Here is a 16,572-nt window from a genome sequence, read left to right on the forward strand (position 1 = left end):
GCTGAGCATCAGCTGCTTTTTTTCCTGTTTTAATTTCTTAAACCTTCGAGTACAATTTGAGCTTGATACCCATCATAAAAATCTGGTAAATCTGCATCCTTGTTCTGGAGAGCCTTTGCCAATTCATCAATCAATGAAGAAACAGGTGTGTTTTCGTCTAGCTGTTCGAAGTCACTGCCAAGCTTTGCCCCATAAAGGTCAGACCAGTTATGCAGCGCAAGTGTCCCTTCTGTGCCATAAGCAGTGAATGTTACTTCTTCTTTTCCTGCTATCTGGCTGATTCCATCGATAAATAATGGTGTTCCATCCGCTAGCTCTAAAACTGCTAATATGCCATTTTCAGACAGACTAGCATCCTCAGGAAAGCTAATATTGCGATGGACTAATTGAACTGGACCAAATATCTTTTGAATTTGCTGAATCCAGTGCACACCCACCTCCAGCACGAATCCGCCTTGCTCTCTGCGTCCAACCCAATTGTTTTGCTGCCATGCCCGCGGCCATTGCGGAAAATGCATTTTCAGCTCCAGCCTGCGTAAGTTACCGATATAGCCATTTTTTATATACGAAGCAAAAGTAGCGTTGCCCGCACTGTAGTTAAGAGGGAAATTCATTGCATGGATGATGCCCTTTTCCTTCGCCTGCTTATAAAGGCTTTCCGCTTCCTCCAATGAATTTGCCAAAGGTTTTTCACATAAAACATGCTTTTGCTTTGCGATACAATCTGAAACAATCTGATAATGAAACTTTGGGGGAACTGCCACATACACAAAATCTACTTCTGCCTTTTCAAGCAGCTCTTTATAATCTGTAAAGCCGTGGATACCTTCAAGTGCTTGGACTGTATCGTTAAGTAGTTCCTCTAAAGGATCACAAACAGCTACAATCTCCATTTCTGGATGCTCCGTGAAGTTTTTAATAAGGCGCTGACCAATTGCTCCTAACCCGATAATTGCTACTTTTAACATAAACATCTCTCCTATATGTAAACTATCAATAGTTTACCAGTTTTTAGACTATTCTGTCTTGATTGTGAAAAATATTTCGCTAGAAAAAACGAGAGTGCTATAATTATGGGAAAAACAGGATGAAAAGGAGTAGTGGGGTGACACATCGTTATTTTTTATCACTGGCATTGCCGTTAATTTTTGCAACGATTACTGTCCCGCTGCTTGGCGCTGTTGATACAGCAGTTGTTGGTCAGCTGCCAGATCCAGCCTATATTGGCGGGGTTGCTGTTGGAACAGTTATTTTTAACAGTATTTACTGGCTGTTTGGTTTCTTGAGGGTTAGGCACATCAGGGTTTGCCTCCCAAGCATTAGGAGCAGACGATGAGATGCAAAGCTCGATGGCTTTTTTGCGTCCTGTCTTTATTGGTCTTATCATTGGACTTGTAATAGTCCTTTTTCAAGAAGTGATTTTTAATTTGTCCATTTCCTTTTTAGGTGTGCAGGGGAATGTGAAAGCAGTGAGCTCTGTATACTTTCATATTAGAATCTGGGCAGCGCCCTTTGCATTGATGAATTATGCTGTTTTAGGCTGGCTGTTAGGAATGGAACAAATCAAGGCCACGGTGCTGATTCAAGTACTGATGAATATCCTTAATATTTTGTTGGCAGTTGTGCTCGTCCTTGTGTTTCATTTAGGGGTAGCGGGTGTTGCGATTGCTGTGTTATGTGCAGAGGTTTTTGCCTTTGTGTTTGGAATTATCCTGCTAGTGCGAAGCGGTAAGCTGAAAGTAAGCGTGAGCATGAAGGAGCTGTTCAGAAATCTATATGATAAGCAACCTTTAAAAAGGATGATGATAGTGAACAGGGATTTGTTTATCCGCACCATTTGTCTGTTGACTGTATTTAATATCTTTACAGCAAAAGGAGCGGTATATGGGGAAGAGGTTTTAGCAGCAAATGCGATACTCATTCAAATCCATTACATCATGGCATATTTTTATGATGGGCTGGCGAATGCAGCAAGTATTTTGACAGGAAAAGCAGTTGGGCAAAGGAATGGTAAGCTTTATGAAGCAACTGTAAAAAAGTCATATTTTTGGTCTTTTACCTTTTCTGCAGCAATCAGTCTTTCGTTTTTCCTTTGTAAGGATGCTGCGATTCCATTGTTCACAGTCGTAGAGGAGGTAATTCTCATTACGAAGCAGTATGAGGGCTGGCTAATATTGTTTCCGCTTGCTTCAAGCATCGGGTTAGTATTTTACGGCATTTTTGCAGGTGCCTCGGAGGCAGGTCTGGTCAGGAACAGTATGCTAGTATCTGTTGCGGTTTTCTTAGCAATCCTTTTTCCAGCAACCCACTATTGGGGCAACCATGGATTATGGCTTTCCTTCATTGTTTTCAGCCTGTTTCGCTCCATCCTGCTAGTGCGTTATATGCCAGCATTGGAGAAAAGACTGTCATTCTTGAACAAACAAAAGGCTGCATAAAAAAACCACCGCATCTATCATGCGGTGGTCCTTTTTTTAAATATGGCTTTTCGCTGTATTTTTAACACGCACCCGCTCCCACGGCTTTGACAGCCAGCGTTTGCAGGCAAAAATACCTCTGAACCATTCATCAATACCTTGAGCCAGCCAAACACCAAGTAAGCCTAAACCGAATGTTATACCAAGCGTGTAGCTAAGCGTAACGGCAATGCCCCACATGGAGATGATTCCAATAATAACCGGGAAGCGTACATCTCCTGCAGATTTTAAAGAGCTCATCAACACAATATTCATTGCTCTTCCAGGCTCTGTAAATACAACTGCCCACAGAATTGGCACACCTACTGCAAGGATTTGGTAGTTATCTGTAAACAGCTCAAGTATTGGTGAGCCAATACTTGCCATCACGACAGCAGCTGTTAAAGATGCCACCATGGCAATTCTTAATGTCTTTATGCCGCGCTTAAGCGCACGGTCATATTGCTTTCCACCGATATATCTTGCAACAAGAAGCTGTGTTCCTTCTGCAATAGCAACAGTAAATAAATAACAAATCATCGAGATATTAGAAATATATACTCTGGCTGCTAAGGAAGCATCTCCTAATGATGCAACAATTGCAGTGATGATTAATTGTGAAAATTGGTAAGAAAGATTTTCTCCTGCAGATGGAATCCCAATATAAAGCATATCCCTAATATCCTGCTTGTTGATTTTAATGATGTCCTGTACTTTAAATGTCAGTGCAATTCTTTTGTAAACTAAGTAAAGCAAAACAAAAACGGCAAAAGCACGTGCAATAACAATTGTCCAAGAAACCCCAATTACTCCTGTAATCGGCAAACCGAATAAACCAAAAATGCTTAAAGCATAACCAATGACACTGATGATATTCATCATAATACTGACAATCATTGATTCTTTCGTAAAACCGTGGCTGCGTAAGATAGCACTAAGTGCAAGTGAAAGAGATTCTAAGAAGAGGGAAGCACCACATATGCGGATAAATATAAGCCCGTAATTTAAAACTTCTCCTTTTATATCAAATAATCGTAACAAAGGCTCACCGAAGACTAAAACGAGGATGGCAACAATCACGCCGAACCAAACATTAAGGCCGACTGCAGATCTTGCAAATTGTCTTGCCTGGCTAAGTTCATTAGCTCCAAGTCTTTGCCCGATTAAAATCATGGCTGCAATGGAAGTGACGTTGAAAACGAGAATAAATATCCCTAGCAGCTGGTTAGCTACTCCGACTCCTGATGCCGCATTATCTGAATAATGGCTAAGCATAAGTGTGGCAATAACACCCATACCCATATGCAATGCAAGTTCAATAAACAGAGGCCAAGAAATGTTAAAAAGAGTCTGTTCATGCATTTTTTTAGCTGTAACGTTCAAACTTTATATCCCCTTTACTTTTAAAGATTATTGGCAAATATAAGAACCATTTTATGCTTATTTGTAAGAAAGTAAAGAGGAAAACATCATTTTTTTTTGGAAAATTTTACACTGTTTTGCATAGAGTAATAGGTTTGTTCTTATTGAAGAAATAGAACGTTTTCATTGGCGCTTTTGGGAAATTTCATTAAATATTCTGATAAATATCAAAAGAAAATCACACACTTTAGAAAAATGTAATGATTACTGTCATGACACATGTTAATATAGTAGAGTGTTTTCATAAATTACTTTTAGACGGAGAAACTATAGAAAAGACTTAGGAGGCCAGTATGAAAAAAGAAGTATCAAATAAGAAGCTGCTTGGAATAGCGGGACTAGGCTGGCTGTTTGACGCAATGGACGTCGGCATGCTTTCCTTTATCATTGCTGCACTTCAGGCAGATTGGGGCTTATCAGTTAAAGAGATGGGCTGGATTGGCAGTATAAATTCAATTGGGATGGCAGTAGGTGCGTTCTTGTTTGGCATCATGGCAGACAGAGTAGGAAGAAAAAATGTTTTTATAATTACATTATTACTATTCTCTATCGGCAGTGGATTATCTGCATTTGCAACATCCCTTTGGGTATTCCTTGTCCTGCGCTTTTTAATTGGTATGGGGTTGGGAGGAGAGCTCCCAGTAGCATCAACACTTGTCTCTGAAAGTGTGCCTAACGAGAAGCGGGGTAGAGTAGTTGTTTTACTGGAAAGCTTCTGGGCATTTGGCTGGCTTCTTGCAGCAGTTATTTCCTATTTCATCATACCGAACTTTGATAATGGCTGGAGAATTGCTTTGTTGATCAGCGTGCTTCCAGCAATCTACGCCTTATATTTAAGATGGAATCTTCCTGACTCACCAAAGTACTTAGAGGTAGAGAAAAAGAAAAGACTGACAGCTTGGGAAAGCATTAAAACTGTCTGGTCAAAGGATAATGCGAAAAACACTGCGATGCTGTGGGTGCTGTGGTTTTGTGTGGTATTCTCCTATTATGGAATGTTCCTGTGGCTGCCAAGTGTGATGGTTTTGAAAGGCTTTAGTTTGATTAAGAGCTTCGAATACGTATTGATCATGACATTGGCACAGCTGCCTGGGTATGCACTAGCAGCTTACTTAATTGAAAAGGCTGGCCGGAAATTTGTACTTGTTGTGTTCTTGATTGGTACAGCAATAAGTGCCTATATGTTTGGCACAGCAGAAAGCACAGCGTTGCTTATGACGTCAGGCATTTTGTTATCCTTCTTTAATTTAGGTGCTTGGGGAGCGTTGTATGCATATACACCTGAGCAGTATAAAACAAATGTCCGCGGAACAGGAGCAGGCATGGCAGCATCCTTTGGCAGAATTGGGGGCGTGCTTGGTCCATTGCTTGTACCATATCTAGTGGCCCAAAATATAACAATTGCCGGCATATTCACTATTTTCTGTATAGCGGTTCTTATAGGAGCAGCAGCAGTTTTCTTTTTTGGAAGAGAAACAAAAAATACGGACATTGCATAATCAGAATAGGGTTTTTCCCTATTCTTTTTTTATTTCTGAAAAAACTGCAAATGTGAAAAAAATAATCACATATTCCTGCGTAAAGCTAGAAAAACATTAATGGAAATGAACAATATAGCAAAAAATGAGATGAAACTCTTCCGAATTGGTTAAAAATGAGAACGCTTTACTATATTCAGAAATAAAATAATTATTTACATTTTCAGAATATTGGTGATATTATAGCTTCACTAACTTGTTTTAGGAGGAGAATATCATGAAAGCAAAAGCAAATACAATTTTCACTTCATCACTCATTATTATTCTCATACTCAGCACGTAGGATTAAATGAACCCCCCATTACAATAATAGGGAATCGTTTAGTCCAGTTTTTGTTGTATCAAACAACGGCGCTAAACGTGATGTACGAATGGTGCCTATCCGATTAGCGGACAGGCTTTTTTATTGGAGATAAATAAGACAAGGGAGAAGAGAGAGATGAATAAAAAAACTTTTATGGATGGTTTATATAAAGCATCAGCAGGAATGTCGAACGCAGTATTGGTTACGTTAGGGCTTGGCTTGCTGCTAGAATCGATCGGAAAAGCGTTAGGCTGGGACACTCTTACGCACATTGGCTCTGTAGCAAAAGTCCTGTTGGCACCTGCTTTTGGTGCTGGGATTGCCTATCAGCTTGGCGGTAATACATTAGTAATTTTCAGTGCGATGGTTTGTAGTACGATTGGTGGAAATGCCATGCATTTAACAGAATCAGGCATGGTTCTTGTTACGGGTCAGCCGATAAGTGCTGTGCTAGCCGCAGTAATTGCAACAATCGTTGGGAAAAAAATCGTCGGTAAGACAATCCTGGATATGATTGCAATCCCAGCAGGGGCAATTCTAGTCGGCGGGTTTGCAGGTGTAGGCTTGGCATATGTTACAACACCATTATTAGAATGGATCAGTGCTGAAATTACTTCTTCTGTCCAAGGTTCACCGTTAGTAGCATCAATGGTAATTTCCTTAGTTTGGAGCATTTTGTTAATGACACCTGCTTCCTCTGCAGCACTAGCAATTGCTTTGCAAATGGATCCAGTGTCAAGTGCGGCAGCATTAATTGGTTGTACAGTGCAATTTGTTGGTTTTACAGCAATGTCACTTCGTCAAAACGATATGGGTGGCTTCTTGGCACAATCCGTCATCACGCCAAAGGTACAGTTCCCAAACCTGGTGAAGAATCCACTATTAATTATCCCGCCATTTGTTGCAGCAGTCATTTGTGCACCAATTGCAACATTAGGCTTTGGCTTCACAGCAACATATGAATTAGCTGGTCTTGGATTAAACTCCTTGATCGCTCCAATCAGTATTCTAGCAACACAAGGAGCTACTGGTTTCTTAACATACATGGCATTAGGTGTAGTCCTTCCAATTGCCATCACATTGCCTTTATACTATGTCATCTTAAGAGTAGGCTGGGCAAAAACAGGCGACCTGGCAATGAAAGTTCAATAATATATAGAAGAAAAGAGCCTTCGACTTAACGAAGGCTTTTTTTGATTGCAAAAAAACTCGAAATAAATAAAAACGGATGAAAGCATCTATTAAGGAAAAGATAAACCTGTAAAAAAATATTTGTGAAATAAATCACAAAAGGCTTGCATGCGAAAAAATAGTATGTATAATAAAGGTATGAACAAATTGTGAATGACATCACATAGTTTGTGATTTTTTTCACTTGATATGTGAACTGATTCACAAAAAATACAAAAATTCTTTTACAAAGGAGCTTCTAAACCATGAAAGTAATTGTAATTGGATGCACACACGCAGGAACAGCTGCTGTTAAAACGTTAGCAAATGTAAATAATAATATAGATATCACTGTATATGAAAAAAATAATAATGTATCCTTCTTATCTTGCGGAATCGCGTTATATGTAGGAGGAGTTGCGAAGGATGCTAGTCAATTGTTCTACTCTTCTCCAGAGGAGCTTAAATCATTAGGCGCAACAATGCATATGGAGCACGAAGTACTTGAAATTGATACAGAAAACAAAAAGGTGCTTGTGAAGGATTTGAACAGTGGGGAAACTCGTACTGATTTCTATGACAAGTTAGTAATGACAACTGGTTCTTGGCCAATCATTCCGCCGATTGACGGAATAAGACTTGGAAACATTCTTTTATCTAAGAACTATAATCAAGCGAATGATATTATTGCAAAAACAAAGGATGTTAACCAAGTTACTGTAATTGGAGCAGGTTATATCGGAGTAGAACTAGTAGAAGCATTTGAGCAAAACGGAAAAAAGGTAACGCTTATTGATAGTGAAGACCGCATTCTGAATAAGTATTTAGATAAAGAATTTACAGATATTATTGAAGAAGAGCTTAAAGGAAAAGATATTGAGCTGGCATTGCAGCAAACTGTAACTAAGTTCGAGGGAAATGTAGCAGGGAATGTTACAAAGGTTATTACAACTAAAGGTGAATATGAGACAGATCTAGTTATTCTTTGTGTAGGATTCAGACCAAATACTGGTTTGCTTAAAGACAAAGTGGACCTATTGCCAAATGGAGCAATAAAAATTAATGAATATATGCAAACTAGCGATCCGGATATATATGCAGCAGGAGACAGCTGTGCAGTCAACTATAATCCAACAGGGGATAAAGTCTATATTCCACTTGCAACGAATGCAGTGCGCATGGGTACATTGGTAGGATATAATATCGCTGGTCAAAACGTGAAATATATGGGCACACAAGGAACTTCTGGATTGCATCTATTTGGATTAAGTATGGCATCTACAGGCCTAACAGAACTGACTGCTAAAGCTAATAATATTGCTTATGAAGCAGTAACAATTATTGAAAACGACCGTCCAGAATTCATGCCGACATTTGAAGAGGTACGCTTAAAAGTGCTTTACCATCAGGAAACAAGAGAAATTTTAGGAGCACAGATTATTTCAAAAGCAGATATGACACAAATGATGAACACATTATCTGTCTGCATCCAAACAAAAATGACAATTGACGAGCTAGCATTTGTTGACTTCTTCTTCCAACCGCATTTCAATAAACCTTGGAACACATTGAACCAAGCTGGTTTAGCAGCAGTTGCGAAACAAGCTGAAAAAGTAACAGAGCCAACAGGTGTTTAATAATCGAATAGCTTAATGAGAAGGCCGCCATAAACTAGATTAGTTTGTTGGCGGTCTTTTTGTATTGTTAAAGCTTTGTCCGCTTTTAGTGGACTCTTAAGCACTACTGATAGTGATGTTTTACATAACGCTGTCCAAAATTTAATTTCTTCTTTTAAAAAGTATCAAATGCTAACAATAGTAGATATGCAGTTGATTTTATAAGATTTTTGACAATATGAGAAGCGGTCTTTTTGGACTAAAATGATTTATTTAGAGTGAAAGTCCTACTGATTTTGACAATATTCGTAACATACTGTGTGGAGTATTTATATTTTCGAGAGAAATTGATAAGGTGGTTTTGTTAGTGGAAACAGCAGTATTTAAGAATAATTATTCAAAGGGAGGAAAAGGTTGAAACCTATTATAGAAGAGGATTTTAAAAAGTTGGCATATTATCAGACGAAAGAGCAATTAAGAAAATCGGTGAGCAAATATAAAAAGATTATATTAATGAAATCGTTGCGGCCAGACTTGAGATATAACCTTCTGAGAGTATTAGATTATTTATTAGATCAATCCGTTTCTCCTATAGGTGTTTATGTAAAGGGAAGAAAACAGGTGGCTTCAGATTTAAAACTAAGCATCAGCACTGTTTATAATCATTTCAACCGGCTGTTAATGCTTGGCATGATTGAAGAATATAAACTTGAAGATGTTAATAGTACGAAGAGACCAACGTATATTTATGTTGTTATACCAAAGGATTTAAACACTGTTTTGAAGGGGAAAAGGAAAAAGCATTAAAAATGCTGTAAACTTTAGTGCTTCTCTGACTAATAGCGCTATATATTTAACCGCAAATCCATTTGTTTGCAGTATTTTAAAATAAAATGTTTGAAAATTTAGAAATTAATAAATGGAAAGCTGCTGCTATATTTGCCAGCTTTTTTTGATGTAAAGTATTATCCCACGTTTTCTTTTTCTTAATAGAAAAAATATAATAAAGAAACTAAAAAGGAAAAGCGTGGAGGTTACTATGATTGATTATGTTCATGATAAGACAGAGGATATTGCGAAGGGCCTTTTAGGAAAATTATTAATCCATGAAACGCCAGATGGAGTTTATTCCGGCTATATTGTTGAGACAGAGGCCTATATTGGCATTGAGGATATGGCTTGCCATACATATGAGGGAAAGCGAACGCCAAAGGTTGAGTCCATGTATCAGACGGGAGGTACTATTTATATTTATACGATGCATACGCATGCAATGCTTAATATTGTGACAAAGAAGCAAAATGATCCACAAGCAGTTCTTATTCGGGCAATTGAGCCTGTCTGTGGATTAGATAGAATGGTAAGAAACAGGAGCACCACCGGAGTTGCTGTTTGCAACGGACCTGGTAAATTAACGAAGGCAATGGCAATAACGAAGGAATTGAATGGGATGATGATAGATGACTCTACAGTTACAATTGATGATGCACTTGGAAAGGTACCAGCTAGCATTGTGACTTCTGCTAGAGTCGGCATCCCCAATAAGGGAGACTGGACGTTAAAACCGTTGCGATTCTATGTAGAAGGAAATCCCTATGTTTCTGGAATGAGAAAAAGAGATTATAAAGCACTAGCGGATTGTTGGTCTAAATGAAAGTACTGATTTTCTAAAAAAGAAAAAAAGAACCAGTTATTCAGATAGCGCTTTCACTAGTCTTCTTCTTCAGCTATGATGTTAATAGGAAAATACACTTATAGAAAAAGAAGCTGTAGTTGATGAAAGGGTGTAATCGGAATGCTTTCATTACGTCAACAAAAACTGTTGCATTTATTGATGCAGGAGGAAGTGGCACTGACAGGGGCGGAACTTGCGTCTGTTTTGCAGGTCACATCACGGACAATAAGAAGTGATGTAAAAATGCTCGCAGATAAACTTCAAGAAAATGGTGCTAACATTGTTTTAAAAAGAGGCAAAGGCTATGAGTTGATAATTAAAGATTATAAATATTTTCGGCCTTTTTTACAGGATGCAATCGTCAGAAACGAAGATTACACAGTTCCGGCAGATCCAGCGGAGAGAATGGAATATATGCTGAGGCGTTTGCTATTGTCAGATGAGTATATCAAGGTAGAGCAGTTAGTGAAGGAGCTGTATATAAGCGAAACGTCAGTTAAAAATGGATTGAGGGAAGTGAAAAAAGTCTTGAAGCGCTTCAGCTTGGATTTGGACAAGCGGCCAAATTATGGGCTGAAAATAATTGGTCCTGAAGCAAAAATGCGCATTTGTATGGCCGAGTTTGTTTTTCATTCTGAAAGCCAGTCTTATCAGGCACTACCTTCACAAGAGTTAGAAAAAATAGGGGATATTTTAACGGAAAGAACAAAAGAGGCAGCAATTTTGCTCTCCGATATAGGCAAATCTAATTTAATCACGCACATTGCCATAGCGTGTAAACGTATTTTTCATGATAATTATGTTTCGATGCCTAAAAAAGAGCTCGAAGCAATTATGGCAGAAAAGGAATATAAAGTTGCTAAGGCAATTGTGAGTGATTTGCAGAAATCATTAGGGACGGTATTTCCTGAGGAAGAGATTGCTTATATAGCGATTCATTTGCTTGGTTCGAAAATCATCTCCTATCAGCCGACTGCTGAGATTAATATCCTTGATATGATTGAAAGAGATATTCTTGAACTTTCCAAAAAGCTATTAAATGAGACAGAAAATATTATGCAGCTTGGCATATCGGATGATGAGGAACTCATTTATGGTTTGTGCCTGCATTTAAAGCCGGCCATTAATCGGTATAAATATGGCTTAAGTATTCGTAATCCACTGCTGAAGGAAATTATGAAAAATTATCCTGTAGCATTTGACGCGGCAATTTTAATGGGAAAAACGCTGAAGCTGGAAACAGGAATGGCTATAAATCAAGAGGAAATTGGCTATATGGCATTGCATGTTGGCGCGGCAATGGAACGGAAAAAGTCAAAGGGAAGGGCGAAGCGCTGTCTGATTGTCTGCGCTACAGGAGTTGCAAGCGCACAATTGCTGTACCATAGACTTCACGCCACATTTGGAAGCCGGCTGCAAATAGTAGGTACTGCTAATGTGTTTGATTTACATAAATATGATTTAGGGACACTCGATTTTATAATTACAACGATCCCGATAAAGCGAAAATTAACGGTACCAATCATCGATGTTAACACGATTTTAAGAGATGAAGATATTGAGAGACTTGAAAACCTGGTGATTGAGAATATTGGAAGTGTCATCAAGTATATTAGGCAAGATCTTACCTTTTTCCAACAGGATTTAAAGTCAAAGGAGGAGGTGCTTCACTTTCTTTGCAGTAATTTGGAAAGGCTGGAGGATATTCCTGCTGATTTCCAAGAGCTTGTGGAGGAAAGAGAGAGGATAGCGCCGACAAGCTATGGAACAATGGTAGCTATTCCACATCCAATAAGACCTGTGACGAAAAATACATTGTGGGCTGTTTGCACATTGAAAAAGCCAATTCAGTGGGGAGACAGTCGTGTCCAGTTTATTTGTCTGTTAAGTGTGCAAAAGGAATATAAAAAGGATTTGCAAAAGATGTACCAGCTTTTAGTAAAAATTTCTGGCAATGCGGCCCTTGTCGAAAGGCTCGTTAAAGTTAATTCTTATGAAGAATTTGTCAGCATTTTGCTTTCTTTAGAGGAGTAGAACGGACAGCGCCATGCTGTCTTTTTTTTATCTCGGGACACTTATTTCCACGTAAAGTTGGAAAAAGTGTGTATGTAAATGAAAGCGCTTTTTATATAGACTGATAACCAAGAGCAATCGTAATCATATTTTCAAGCTATAAGGATGTTACCAATAAATTTCTTCTTAAATGAAATGGAGGTTTTATGATGAGCTTTAAAGAAAATGCAGCAGATGTTTTAGGCAATGTCGCCTATAAGATTACCAATCAGAAATATATTATGGCAATCAAGAAAGCATTTGTTACCTTAATGCCTGTCATCATTACAGGAGCCTTTGCCGTACTTGTGGCAAATATGATTTTAGGTACAGAAAGTGGCTTAGCGCATTTTGAAATGTTTGCCTTCCTGGCTGAATACAAGCCAATTATGACAGCCATCCAATATGCTACATTGAATTTCCTGACAATCGGAGCTGTTTTTCTAATAGGAATCGAGCTTGGCCGCATAAATGGTCACAAATCGCTCTTTCCAGGGATACTCGCTATCATGTCGTATATCTCTGTTGTGCCGACAACGATAGAACTGCTTGTAAACGAACAAAATCAGCTTGTGACAGATGTTTTGGCAAGACAATTCTCTGATCCCAAAAGTTTATTTCTCGGGATGATCATTGCCATTGTTTCCGTGGAAATATACAGCAAGCTGGCGAATGTAGAGAAATTAAAGATTAAGATGCCAGACAGTGTTCCTTATAATGTAGCAACCTCTTTTTCAGCATTAATTCCATCAATATTGACAGTAACAATCGTCGCAACATTTGGCTTCATATTCTATAAAGTTACTGGCATATATCTTTATGAAGCAATCTATAATGTTGTGCAGAAGCCGCTTGAAAGTGTTATGCAAGGACTTCCGGGGATATTGATTCTTATGTTTGTCGCTCAATTCTTTTGGGTGATAGGAATACACGGAAACCAAATGATTAAACCAATTCGAGAACCGCTTTTGCTTGCTTCCATAACGGTCAATATGACAGCCTTCCAAGAAGGAAAAGAAATTCCGAACATTATTACAATGCCGTTTTGGGATGTATATATGAGCATTGGTGGATCTGGAGTGACGATTGGTTTGCTGATTGCGATCTTTATTGTTTCGAAACGAGAGGAAATGAGAAGTATTGCTAAGTTGTCTTTCGGTCCAGGAATTTTCAATATCAATGAACCTGTTATTTTTGGACTTCCAGTCATGCTTAATCCTATTATGGCAATACCGTTTGTCATCACACCGCTAGTAACTGGAACGATTGGATATATTGCCACCGCAACTGGCTTTGCTGGTAAGGCAGTCGTGATGGTTCCATGGACGACACCACCAATTATCAATGCTTGGCTGTCAACTGCTGGCAGCATGGGAGCAGTCGTTACACAGTTGATTTGTATTGCTGCATCTGTGTTCATCTATGTGCCGTTTGTTTTAATGGCTAATAAAGCGACACAGCAAACAGGAGAAGAAGGTGAAAATACAAGGAAGGTGATATAAGCATGAAGATGTCTTTTAGATGGTATGGAAAACAAGACAGCATCTCTCTTGAGTATATTCGGCAAATACCTAATATGAAAAACATTGTCAGTGCCGTTTATGATGTTCCACCAGGAGAGGCCTGGCCAGAGGAAAGTATTCAGGAGCTGTACAGAGATATAACAGCAGCAGGACTGGAGTTTAAGGTAGTGGAAAGCGTGCCTGTTCATGAAGATATTAAATTAGGTCTTCCAAATAGAGATACGTATATTGATAACTATATAGATACGATTGCAAGACTTTCAAAAATCGGCATTGAAGTTATTTGCTATAACTTCATGCCTGTATTCGACTGGACGAGAACACAGCTTGATAAGCAGCTGGAGGATGGTTCTACAGCATTAGTCTATTACAAGGAACAGCTAGAAAAGATGGATCCAGTCCACAGCGACTTGTCATTGCCAGGCTGGGATTCGTCCTACACAAGAGAAGAGCTCCAAGCATTAATCAGCAAATATACGGAGCTTGGAGAAATGGGTCTTTGGAATAACCTAGAATATTTTTTAAATAGAGTTATTCCAGCAGCAGAGGAGCATGGCATAAAGATGGCCATTCATCCAGATGATCCGCCATGGAGTATCTTTGGTCTCCCTCGCATTATTACAAATGAGGCAAATCTCGATCGGTTTTTAAGTCTATATGACAGTGAAGCAAATGGAATCACGTTATGCTCAGGATCCTTAGGCTGTACTAGTGATAACGACATGGTGAAGCTGGCAGCGAAATATACAAGCCTTCATCGGGTGCCCTTTGCTCATTTGCGCAACATAAAGATTCTCGAAAATGGCGATTTTGAAGAATCAGCACATTTTTCGAGCTATGGAAGTCTTGATATGGCTGCTATCTTACAAGCGCTTTATGAAAATGGCTTTACAGGTTATATAAGACCAGATCACGGCAGGATGATTTGGGGAGAAACTGGAAAACCAGGATATGGGCTTTATGACAGGGCTCTAGGAAGCACGTATCTTTCAGGCATCTGGGAAATGCTTGAAAAATCAGGAGGTAAATAATGTCTAACAAGTTAAAAGTGAACATACCAGATGATTTCATAATTGGTGCAGCTGCCTCTGCTTGGCAAACAGAGGGCTGGTCTGGCAAAAAGGAAGCACAGGATTCCTATTTGGATTTATGGTACAAAAATAATAAGAATGTCTGGCATAACGGGTATGGGCCAGGAGTAGCTACTAACTTTTATAATAGATATAAAGAAGATATCGGAATAATGGCGGAAATTGGCCTAACGCATTACCGGACATCGATTAATTGGTCCCGCTTTTTGAGTGATTATGAAGAGGCGGAAGTTGATGAAGAATATGCGGCGTATATTGATAAGGTGATTGATGAACTCTTGGAAAAAGGTGTAGAACCGATGATTTGCTTGGAGCATTATGAAGTGCCAGCATACTTGTTTGAGAAATATGGGGGCTGGAATTCTAAGCATGTGGTTGACCTTTTCGTAAAATACGCTGACAAAGTGCTTGAGCGCTATGGGCATAAGGTTAAGCATTGGTTTACCTTCAATGAGCCGATTGTTGTGCAAACAAGGGTGTACTTGGACGCTATTCGCTATCCCTTTGAACAAAACACACAGAAATGGATGCAGTGGAACTTTCATAAAGCATTAGCAACAGCTAAAGTAGTGGAGCTTTTTAAGCAGAAGGGTCTCAAAGAGAAAACTGGCGCAAAGATGGGTGTTATCTTAAATCCGGAAGTGACATATGCGCGCTCATCTGCTCCACATGATCAGCAGGCCGCCCAAATATATGATTTGTTTTTTAACCGAATATTCTTAGATCCGTCCATTAAAGGCGAATACCCACAGCAGCTTTTTGACTTGATGGTGAAGCATGATATTGCCTTTGATTATACACAAGAGGACTTAGCAGTAATCAAGGATAATACGGTTGATTATGTGGGGATTAACCTTTATTACCCGCATCGCGTGAAAGCACGGACGAACGCATGGAATGAAGGAACCCCGTTTCATCCTTCCTATTATTATGAAATGTTTGATATGCCTGGCAAGAAAATGAATCCTTTTCGCGGCTGGGAAATATATCCGCAAATCATGTACGATATGGCAATCCGGATGAAAGAGGAATATGGCAATATAGAATGGTTTATCGCAGAAAATGGCATGGGTGTCGAAAATGAGGCACGCTATAAGGATGAGACAGGCCGCATTCAGGATGATTACAGAATCGAATTTATAAGTGAGCACATGAAGTGGCTTTTGAAGGCAGTGGAGGAAGGTTCCAATTGCAAGGGCTATATGCTGTGGGCATTTACAGATAATGTTTCACCGATGAATGCATTCAAAAACCGTTACGGACTTGTTGAAATTAATCTAGAGGACAACAGAAACAGGAAGCAAAAAAAGTCGGCCTTATGGTATAAATCCATCATTGCTAATCGAGCATTAGAGGTTGAAGATGACGATATCGTTAAATAAAGAAGGGCAGGGATTAACATGAGAAAAATTATATTGGCATGTGCAGCGGGCATGTCCACCTCCATAGTCGTATCCAAAATGAAAGCAGCCATTAAAGCAAGAGGCGAAGAAATAGACGTTTATGCCATTCCAGAGGGTGCAATAGAGGATGAGCTTGCAACGTCAAGTAAAGGAATTATTGCCATTCTGCTTGGACCACAGGTTCGGTTCATGAAACAGGCGGCGGTAAATACGGCAAAGCCTTATGGTATTCCAGTTGATGTTATTGACGTGAGACTGTATGGAACAGCAGATGGAGAAAAAATTCTCGACCATGCATTGAAATTGGGTCAAAAATAAGCTG

Annotated in this window: 14 protein-coding genes; 12 read left to right on the top strand and 2 right to left on the bottom strand. The window is 39.1% G+C overall.

Annotated features, from left to right (window positions below; translation table 11 throughout):
• Nucleotides 1–29: 29 nt before the first annotated feature.
• A complete protein-coding gene (locus CEQ21_RS13755) occupies nucleotides 30–968 on the bottom strand; it encodes a Gfo/Idh/MocA family protein (protein ID WP_185765005.1) in 939 nt (312 codons plus the stop codon).
• Nucleotides 969–1,105: 137 nt separating this feature from the next.
• Between CEQ21_RS13755 and CEQ21_RS27165 the strand changes: the two genes are divergently transcribed.
• Together CEQ21_RS27165 and CEQ21_RS13760 are read left to right on the top strand one after the other, a co-directional pair.
• Nucleotides 1,106–1,336 carry a hypothetical protein gene (locus CEQ21_RS27165; protein WP_235907252.1) on the top strand — a complete coding sequence of 77 codons (231 nt, stop codon included), beginning with the start codon at nucleotides 1,106–1,108 and terminating at the stop codon, nucleotides 1,334–1,336.
• Nucleotide 1,337: 1 nt separating this feature from the next.
• Nucleotides 1,338–2,438 (top strand): MATE family efflux transporter, encoded by a 1,101-nt coding sequence (locus CEQ21_RS13760; RefSeq protein ID WP_235907253.1) that lies wholly within the window; start codon nucleotides 1,338–1,340, stop codon nucleotides 2,436–2,438.
• Nucleotides 2,439–2,474: 36 nt separating this feature from the next.
• On the opposite strand, the gene CEQ21_RS13765 is transcribed toward CEQ21_RS13760, so the two are convergent.
• Nucleotides 2,475–3,818: an MATE family efflux transporter gene (locus CEQ21_RS13765; RefSeq protein WP_185767275.1), complete on the bottom strand. Its 1,344-nt coding sequence runs from the start codon at nucleotides 3,816–3,818 to the stop codon at nucleotides 2,475–2,477.
• Between the two features lie 353 nt (nucleotides 3,819–4,171).
• Here CEQ21_RS13765 and CEQ21_RS13770 point away from each other — a divergent pair, with 353 nt between their 5' ends.
• The 10 genes from CEQ21_RS13770 (at nucleotide 4,172) to CEQ21_RS13815 (ending at nucleotide 16,568) form a co-directional block, all read left to right on the top strand.
• Nucleotides 4,172–5,377: an MFS transporter gene (locus CEQ21_RS13770; protein ID WP_185765006.1), complete on the top strand. Its 1,206-nt coding sequence runs from the start codon at nucleotides 4,172–4,174 to the stop codon at nucleotides 5,375–5,377.
• A gap of 478 nt (nucleotides 5,378–5,855) precedes the next feature.
• The gene (locus CEQ21_RS13775) at nucleotides 5,856–6,872 is read left to right on the top strand and encodes a PTS sugar transporter subunit IIC (RefSeq protein WP_185765007.1); all 1,017 of its coding nucleotides are present in this window, start codon (nucleotides 5,856–5,858) and stop codon (nucleotides 6,870–6,872) included.
• Nucleotides 6,873–7,156: 284 nt separating this feature from the next.
• Nucleotides 7,157–8,527 carry an FAD-dependent oxidoreductase gene (locus CEQ21_RS13780; protein WP_185765008.1) on the top strand — a complete coding sequence of 457 codons (1,371 nt, stop codon included), beginning with the start codon at nucleotides 7,157–7,159 and terminating at the stop codon, nucleotides 8,525–8,527.
• A gap of 393 nt (nucleotides 8,528–8,920) precedes the next feature.
• Nucleotides 8,921–9,313 carry a hypothetical protein gene (locus CEQ21_RS13785; protein ID WP_185765009.1) on the top strand — a complete coding sequence of 131 codons (393 nt, stop codon included), beginning with the start codon at nucleotides 8,921–8,923 and terminating at the stop codon, nucleotides 9,311–9,313.
• A gap of 235 nt (nucleotides 9,314–9,548) precedes the next feature.
• Nucleotides 9,549–10,160 (top strand): DNA-3-methyladenine glycosylase, encoded by a 612-nt coding sequence (locus CEQ21_RS13790; protein WP_235907374.1) that lies wholly within the window; start codon nucleotides 9,549–9,551, stop codon nucleotides 10,158–10,160.
• Nucleotides 10,161–10,301: 141 nt separating this feature from the next.
• The gene (locus CEQ21_RS13795) at nucleotides 10,302–12,215 is read left to right on the top strand and encodes a BglG family transcription antiterminator (protein ID WP_185765011.1); all 1,914 of its coding nucleotides are present in this window, start codon (nucleotides 10,302–10,304) and stop codon (nucleotides 12,213–12,215) included.
• A gap of 188 nt (nucleotides 12,216–12,403) precedes the next feature.
• Nucleotides 12,404–13,735 (top strand): PTS sugar transporter subunit IIC, encoded by a 1,332-nt coding sequence (locus CEQ21_RS13800; RefSeq protein WP_185767276.1) that lies wholly within the window; start codon nucleotides 12,404–12,406, stop codon nucleotides 13,733–13,735.
• Between the two features lie 2 nt (nucleotides 13,736–13,737).
• Nucleotides 13,738–14,787: a mannonate dehydratase gene (uxuA, locus tag CEQ21_RS13805; RefSeq protein ID WP_185765012.1), complete on the top strand. Its 1,050-nt coding sequence runs from the start codon at nucleotides 13,738–13,740 to the stop codon at nucleotides 14,785–14,787.
• Nucleotides 14,787–16,229 carry a glycoside hydrolase family 1 protein gene (locus CEQ21_RS13810; protein ID WP_185765013.1) on the top strand — a complete coding sequence of 481 codons (1,443 nt, stop codon included), beginning with the start codon at nucleotides 14,787–14,789 and terminating at the stop codon, nucleotides 16,227–16,229. The genes uxuA and CEQ21_RS13810 overlap by 1 nt, the downstream gene beginning before the upstream one ends.
• A gap of 18 nt (nucleotides 16,230–16,247) precedes the next feature.
• Nucleotides 16,248–16,568, top strand: a complete 321-nt coding sequence (locus tag CEQ21_RS13815) for a PTS sugar transporter subunit IIB (RefSeq protein WP_185765014.1) — start codon at nucleotides 16,248–16,250, stop codon at nucleotides 16,566–16,568.
• Nucleotides 16,569–16,572: the final 4 nt, after the last annotated feature.

The sequence above is a fragment of the Niallia circulans genome (genome assembly GCF_007273535.1).
GTDB lineage: Bacteria > Bacillota > Bacilli > Bacillales > Cytobacillaceae > Niallia > Niallia circulans_B.